This window comes from Nostoc sp. JL33 (genome assembly GCF_017114985.1).
GTDB lineage: Bacteria > Cyanobacteriota > Cyanobacteriia > Cyanobacteriales > Nostocaceae > Nostoc.
In genome coordinates, this window is record NZ_JABXKP010000009.1 from 98,507 (window position 1) to 105,054 (window position 6,548).

At 43.6% G+C, this 6,548-nt stretch carries 4 protein-coding genes and 1 pseudogene; 2 read left to right on the forward strand and 3 right to left on the reverse strand.

Annotated features, from left to right (window positions below; translation table 11 throughout):
• Window positions 1–95: 95 nt before the first annotated feature.
• Together dusB and HWQ23_RS02225 are read right to left on the reverse strand one after the other, a co-directional pair.
• Window positions 96–1,151 (reverse strand): tRNA dihydrouridine synthase DusB, encoded by a 1,056-nt coding sequence (dusB, locus tag HWQ23_RS02220; protein WP_292823133.1) that lies wholly within the window; start codon window positions 1,149–1,151, stop codon window positions 96–98.
• A gap of 434 nt (window positions 1,152–1,585) precedes the next feature.
• Entirely contained in the window at window positions 1,586–2,443 is an 858-nt protein-coding gene (locus HWQ23_RS02225; RefSeq protein WP_292823134.1) for an acyl-CoA desaturase, read from the reverse strand.
• Between the two features lie 173 nt (window positions 2,444–2,616).
• Here HWQ23_RS02225 and HWQ23_RS02230 point away from each other — a divergent pair, with 173 nt between their 5' ends.
• A complete protein-coding gene (locus HWQ23_RS02230; RefSeq protein WP_292823135.1) occupies window positions 2,617–3,846 on the forward strand; it encodes a TetR family transcriptional regulator in 1,230 nt (409 codons plus the stop codon).
• Window positions 3,847–3,936: 90 nt separating this feature from the next.
• A pseudogene (locus tag HWQ23_RS02235) lies at window positions 3,937–4,130 on the forward strand (IS200/IS605 family transposase); the annotation flags it as partial.
• Here HWQ23_RS02235 and HWQ23_RS02240 read toward each other — a convergent pair.
• Complete coding sequence (locus HWQ23_RS02240; RefSeq protein ID WP_292823136.1) at window positions 4,125–6,335, reverse strand: tetratricopeptide repeat protein; 2,211 nt, start codon at window positions 6,333–6,335, stop codon at window positions 4,125–4,127. The pseudogene HWQ23_RS02235 and the gene HWQ23_RS02240 overlap by 6 nt on opposite strands.
• Window positions 6,336–6,548 lie beyond the last annotated feature (213 nt).

The window sequence follows — 6,548 nt, forward strand, 5'->3', positions numbered from 1 at the left end:
CTAACAATCCATAAAATAAAGTAGCAGTATCCAAGCGATCGCCTGATTTTTCGCAACCAGCAAGATCACCCCAAACTACTGGTAAAATCAATTTTTTAAAGCATTACCAAACTAGCTTGCGCTTCTTCCTCTAGTTCATAACCATTAGCCAATTTTTCAATTGCTTGGTCAATCATTGCCAAACCTTGATCTACCTTTTCAACTAAACTTAGCTGTCCTCGGAGTTCGGCAGCACCAACGAAACCTTTAGCATACCAAGTCATGTGCTTACGGGCTTGACGCACACCGCGATCGCCTTTATATTCCCATAAGGCTTGTAAATGATCTCTTGCACATTCCAAGCGCTGAATCGGGGTTGGTGACGGTAACATCTCCCCAGTTTTCAGGAAGTGATCAATTTCTCCCACCAAAAATGGATAACCCAAAGTCCCACGCGAACACATTACACCATCAGCGCCAGTTTGCTCTAAACATTTCACCGCCGCTTCAACGGAAAAAATATCTCCATTCCCAATCACTGGGATAGAAAGCACTTCTTTCACACGGGCAATCCATTCCCAACGGGCGTTGCCATTGTATCCTTGGGCACGGGTGCGTCCATGTACTGTGATCATTTTTGCTCCTGCATCTTCCATCCGCTTGGCAAAGTCGAGAATAGTAATTTCGTTGTCATTCCAGCCAATACGGGTTTTTACTGTCACAGGGACATCAACAGCTTTTACCACTTCCCGCACAATTGCCTCTGCTACTTCTGGTTGTCGCAACAACGAAGAACCGCCACCATTTTTAGTGATTTTATTTACCGGACAACCCATATTAATATCAACAGTATCAGCACCTTCTGCAACTGCCTTTATTGCTGCTTCTGCCAGGAAATCGGGACGACAATCAAATAGTTGAACACTAATTGGGCGCTCATTTGGGTCTACCTCCATGATTTTGGGTAACTGCTTGACATAATGCAACCCTGTAGCATTCACCATTTCGGTATACATCATCGAATCTGGGGCATAGCGACGCACGAGACGGCGAAACACCAAATCTGTCACCCCAGATAGAGGCGACTGGAGAACCCGACTTTTTACCTCGAACGAGCCAATTTTTAAGGGTTGGGAAAGTCTAGCTTGGAGAATCGGAGAGAGCGAAATCATAGAAAAAATTAAAAATTGTGGGGATGGAAAATAGCAGGAATATTTAGGGGTATCTTTGATTAGTGCTAATTGTAGGTTACGTATCCTGACTTGGAGGCTGTTTTTGCATTTCTTGCTGAATCTCTTCTAGGCTCAAACCTAACTCTTTTGCTGTTTCTTCAAAACTCAATCCCAATCTCAACAACAAAGGTATCATTCTAAACTTTTGTTCACGCGCTCCTTCTTGCTTGCCTTTGATGTATTGCGGTGATTTAAACCGTTAGATTTTACCGTGAAATAGCTAAGGTTAAGTGTGATGACAGCTAACAGAATCCTCTGGCGAAACCTAGAAGTATTAATCATCATTTAAATATGCAATTAAAATGCGTAATAGCTTATTAAGCCAACTGCGAGAAGCAATTGGCTTAACAAATTTATAATAATTTAGTTGCAATTTAGCCGTGAGTTGCACCTTGAGGAGGACGCGAAACAACTTTTTTGGCTAAACCCAAAGTCTGCAAAACTAGAATGCTCCACCAAGTAACATCAATCTCCCACCAAGAAAACCCAGATTTTGCCATGTGGGGATAAGTATGATGGTTATTGTGCCATCCTTCTCCATAAGTTACGATGGATACCCACCAAAGATTACGAGCGCCATCATTGGCATCAAAGGTGCGATAGCCCCACAGGTGTGATGCTGAGTTGACAAACCAGGTTGAGTGCCAAAGCAAGACACATCTGAGAAACACTCCGTAGAATACGAAAGACCATCCTCCTAAGACATAAAGCAGCAGCCCGAAGGGTATTTGCAACAGCAAGAAGTAGCGATCCAGCCAGCAATAATAGGGTTGTCTTGCTAGGTCAGGGGCATATTTTATATAGGTGTCATAGTCAAAAAATTCTGGGCGCGGGTAGAAAATCCATAGTATATGGCTCCACCAAAAGCCTCTTTGGGCAGAGTAGGGGTCTAAATTGATATCTTCTGTGTGGGCGTGATGCTGGCGGTGTCCACCTACCCAAAAAATTGGCCCACCTTGCAAAGCCAACGCTCCAATGAGGGCGATCGCATACTCTAACCACTTAGGAACTTGGAAACTCCGATGGCTCAGTAGTCGGTGATATCCCAAACAAATACCAATGCTCCCAAATAACCAGTGCAGAAACACTAGCAAACCTAATGCTGACCAGGAGAAAAACCAAGGAGACAGAAGTGCTAAGGCATGGAATGTACCAAAAAATACTACATTCGTCCAACTGAGTTGAGGTGGCTTGCCTCTCTCAGGGGCGATCGCCCCAAAATTTGCGGTCATAAAAGTTCCTGTTGATGGATCATGAAGCGATTTGCTTTTTATTGGGCATAATCCCACAAGGGAGCTACCCACCCTGTACACCAGTTCGTTAGAGTAGAGGAAAGCAAGTATCACTTACATTTGTTATGCTAGCAGAACTCTGATATCCGTGCAAGTGCCACTTGCATTTTTCTATGTCATCTCAACTCGTTTCAACTCGTCAACGCCTGATTCAAGCTGCACTTGAGTTGTTTTCTGCTCACGGAGTCAGCGCTACCACAACCCGCCAAATTGCTGAAAAAGCCGAAGTCAACGAAGTGACTCTATTTCGGAATTTTGGCAATAAGCATGGACTGCTTTTGGCTGTGCTGGAAGAGTCCGCAGCCTTCAAGGATTTAGGTGAGTCGCTGGTGAGGCGGGCAACGCCTCCCGGCAATGTCTACCAAGCTCTTAAAGATTATGCAAGTGACAGCTTACATGCATTAGAACGAGTGCCAGAGTTTGTCCGGTCTGTGGTAGGTGAAGCCGACCAATTCCCGGCAGAAAATCGCCGCGCACTAGGCAGGGGAGTCACAGAGGCAAACCGTTATGTAGCTCAGTATTTAGCTACTGTAATCCAGCAAGGACATTTAAATACCTACTTACCGGCAGAAAAATTAGCCAGTTTGCTAAATGGGATGATCTTGGGATATGCCGTAATTGAGTTCACCAGCGAATTTCACGAACTTTGGGAGGATCGGGATGATTTTCTGGAAAATTTGGTGGAGTTGTTTTTACATGGAGCGATGTCATCTTCAGCAGAATCAGCAATAAACTCTTTACAAAGAGGGTTCATTACCACAGAAGTAGCTGATTTGCCTGCTGGTTTAGTTCACGAAATTCTGCAACAAGCCAGGAAATTGGGAATACGAGATTATGCCTTAGCTTATGTGTTATTTGGGGCTGGATTATCCGCCACAGAAATAATTAGCTTAGAGCGATTGCACCAAATCTACGATACTCAAGGGCACTTGCTGCAAATCACAATTCCAGGATTTGTGCGTCAAGTACCTGTGAATCAGTGGATTTTGGGCAAACGCTACGGTTCTTTCACCAATAATCCTTTAATCAAATGGCTCAAAAGCCGTAAAGATGCTCAAACAGCCATGTTTTTGAATGAAACAGGCAAACCGCTCTCAGAATCAGAGCTTCAGACACGTTGGCAAGCATGGAGTGAGGGACTATTAACTCCCCAAGGACAAAGGCCATCTGTAGCCCAAGCACAACAAACCTGGCGCGTAGAAATGTTAATGCGGGGGATTAGCTTGGAAAACCTGAGTATTTTAACAGGTTGCGATCGCACCCAATTACAACCCTATGCCCGCCGAGCCAGAGAAAAAGCCGCCCTAGAACAAGCCACCCGTTTGGATCATAAGCCGGGATAGGATTCAATACTGCTCGGTTAAGAGGAAATAGGGGGAAAATAATCGCACGATGACCTCTAGTTTAACTCAATGCCTTAAGGTTGTTGAATTCGTTCCTCTCGACTGCTTAGACAAGAATTTCCGTGGTTAAAAAGTCGTCTTCCTACTATGCGACTAACTCATATTTTCTCCCTACGGTAGGTGGCGCTCCTTTATCCGCTATTAAGCAATATATTGAGAATCAAAAAAATGACTCTTCAAGAATCCCCGTCCCTTTAGGGCTGGGGAGTATCAATCCCTTATAACTTTGACAAAATCTCTGGCAACAACTGACTAGGAACTTTAGATAAAGCCAGATTTTGTCCTTGTATCCCTAATTCATTATGAAAAGCACGAATAGTTTTCACCACATAAGTGAAGGTTGTTTGATAAGCCTCTGGTTGTTTACTTAATCCGTTTAAGGCTTGCAAATGGTTATCTAATGCTACTTCTAAGTGTTGAGAACGTGTTGTATCACCATTAAAAGACTTATCTATTACTAGCTGATAATGGGCTAGTCCCAGATTATTATAAGAAGCAAGCAGATCAAAACTTAAAGAAGTACTGCTAAGTGAGTGAGCCAAGGCTATAGCTTCTTCGTAAGCGCTGATGCATAGTTGCAGATACTTTTGCCGTGCTTGTTTAGTTGTCTGAGATAGGTTTGCTAGATGCCAATAAGCAGTACCCAGATTATTTTGTGTAGCGGCGCAGGCGCTGGGAACATTAGCTGGAGTGCGATACTTAAGAGCTTCGCTGTAGACATCTATAGCTAGCTGGAGATTTTGGGCAGGTTGTTCGTATTGTGCCAGATTCCAGCAGGCAGTGCCGATGTTGTTTTGAATCATGCCATACTTGAGCGGTTCCTCTTCGGGGTTGTAGTGTACAAGTGCTTCGTTGTAAGCTGCGATCGCTTTCTTTAAATGCACAATCGGTTGATTGTATTGCCCTAGATGCCAGTAAGCAGTACCCAAATTGTTTTGGCAAGCTGCATACTTTAATGAGTCCATATCGGCTGTACGGTAGCTAAGTGCTTCACTGTAAGCTAAAATTGCTTGCTCCCAATTTTCAGATGGGTGAGAAAAACGAGCTAAATCACCATAAGCCGTCCCCAAATTATTTTGCACACGAGCGTAAGTTTCTGAATGTGTCTGGGGCAAAATCATCTTTAACGCCAACTGATAAAATTCTATTGCCTGCTCTATATAAGTTTGTCCCTCCTCAGAATTGGGTGGTGTACGGTATAGCATCCAGTAGAGTGTACCCAAGTCATTCAAGATATCTGGTAGTTGCGGTGAGGTTTCGTCATAGCTAATTGCCTCCTGATAGGCAATAATTGCCACCATCAGGTTTTCTAGGGTTGACTCTCCTTGCTCAATGCGAAAGCGGTATAATGTGCCCAAGCGATGATATGCTTCTGCCAGTACCTCCCCTATAATTTGCTTTTCGTGTAATTCTTCAATCTCCAACAAAATCTGCTGTAGTTGTAAGTAATCTTCTCTATCTTGAGCAATATTTGTGTTGATTGTTGCTATTACTAGCTCCGTTAACTCGCTACTAATATGAGATAAAGACGACAGCGATTGATTATTACTCCCACTACCAGACCTTAAGTTAGATTCCTGCTGTTGTGGCGCACTCTTCAATAAATCCGCTATTGACGGCGAAGCTTCCTGGATTTTGTGTACGCCATTACCTTGTGTTTCTGCCGTAAAATCGGAATTATTCTTAAACTTTAACTCGCTGGCTGCGGTTCTGAGTTCTGCTTGGGTAACTGATTCATCTAGAATCGACTGCTCAACATTCCCTAAATCCAAGCTTCCAGAACGTGAAAAACGTTCTGGATAGCCCGAATTCTGAGTCGCTGGTGTGGGTTCTCCAGCAAACACAAATAGGCCAGTACGACAACGCCAAAACTGTGGCGCTGATTGCTTGATAGCAGATAACCAAGGACGCGGTATCCACAACAGCAAGTTAGATTCTAGAAATTGGCTCGATTCTTGTGTAGAGAAATATTGTTCGCTTAAGCGGAGATAGTGCAAAAATAACCGTTGTGTTGCTACTGGTTGCTTGGTTAGCTGCTCCACGCCGACAATCTGAAATGCTGGTATTGGAAAAGGTCTTCCTGGGGTATCTTTTGATGCCCCAACAATTGGCGGTGGATAATTAGCCAACCATTGATTTATCTGAACGATGGGATTGGGATCGTTTAAATTCAAACGCAACGTCACTAATCGCGGATAAGCTGGAGTGCTATTTTCCTGAGCATTTGATGACTGATATAGCACCTGTCCAACAGGATAAGCCAATGTAGAATGCAAACGGGCCGCTACTTGGTTTTTCAAGTGTAAATCATCACATACCGCTAAAAAAAGTTGTCGTCGTAAGCCAAGACTTAGGGCAAGTTTCAGGCGGTGGTATACTTGCCGATTCCAAGCAAAATTGTCGTTGTGTGCAGTATCATTCACGCTCATGGCGGCTCAAGAGCCAAAACACAGTATATATCACCGAATTTTAGATTTTAAATTTTGGAAAATGGAATTGTTGGGCGTTGCCTAAGAAGAGAAGATTCTTGCGTTCCATTATTTAAAAAGGTCTCTTCGCGAGAGCGTCTGGTAGAGTTGCCCCGGAATTTAAACGCGAGAATAATTCTTTAATCCGTCTTGGAAAGTTTGCTCAAGTCAAGC

Coding starts and splice junctions, on each gene's coding strand:
- HWQ23_RS02240 (WP_292823136.1), bottom strand. CDS start 6,335: ATGAGCGTGAATGATACTGCACACAACGACAATTTTGCTTGGAATCGG.
- HWQ23_RS02225 (WP_292823134.1), bottom strand. CDS start 2,443: ATGACCGCAAATTTTGGGGCGATCGCCCCTGAGAGAGGCAAGCCACCT.
- HWQ23_RS02230 (WP_292823135.1), top strand. CDS start 2,617: ATGTCATCTCAACTCGTTTCAACTCGTCAACGCCTGATTCAAGCTGCA.
- dusB (WP_292823133.1), bottom strand. CDS start 1,151: ATGATTTCGCTCTCTCCGATTCTCCAAGCTAGACTTTCCCAACCCTTA.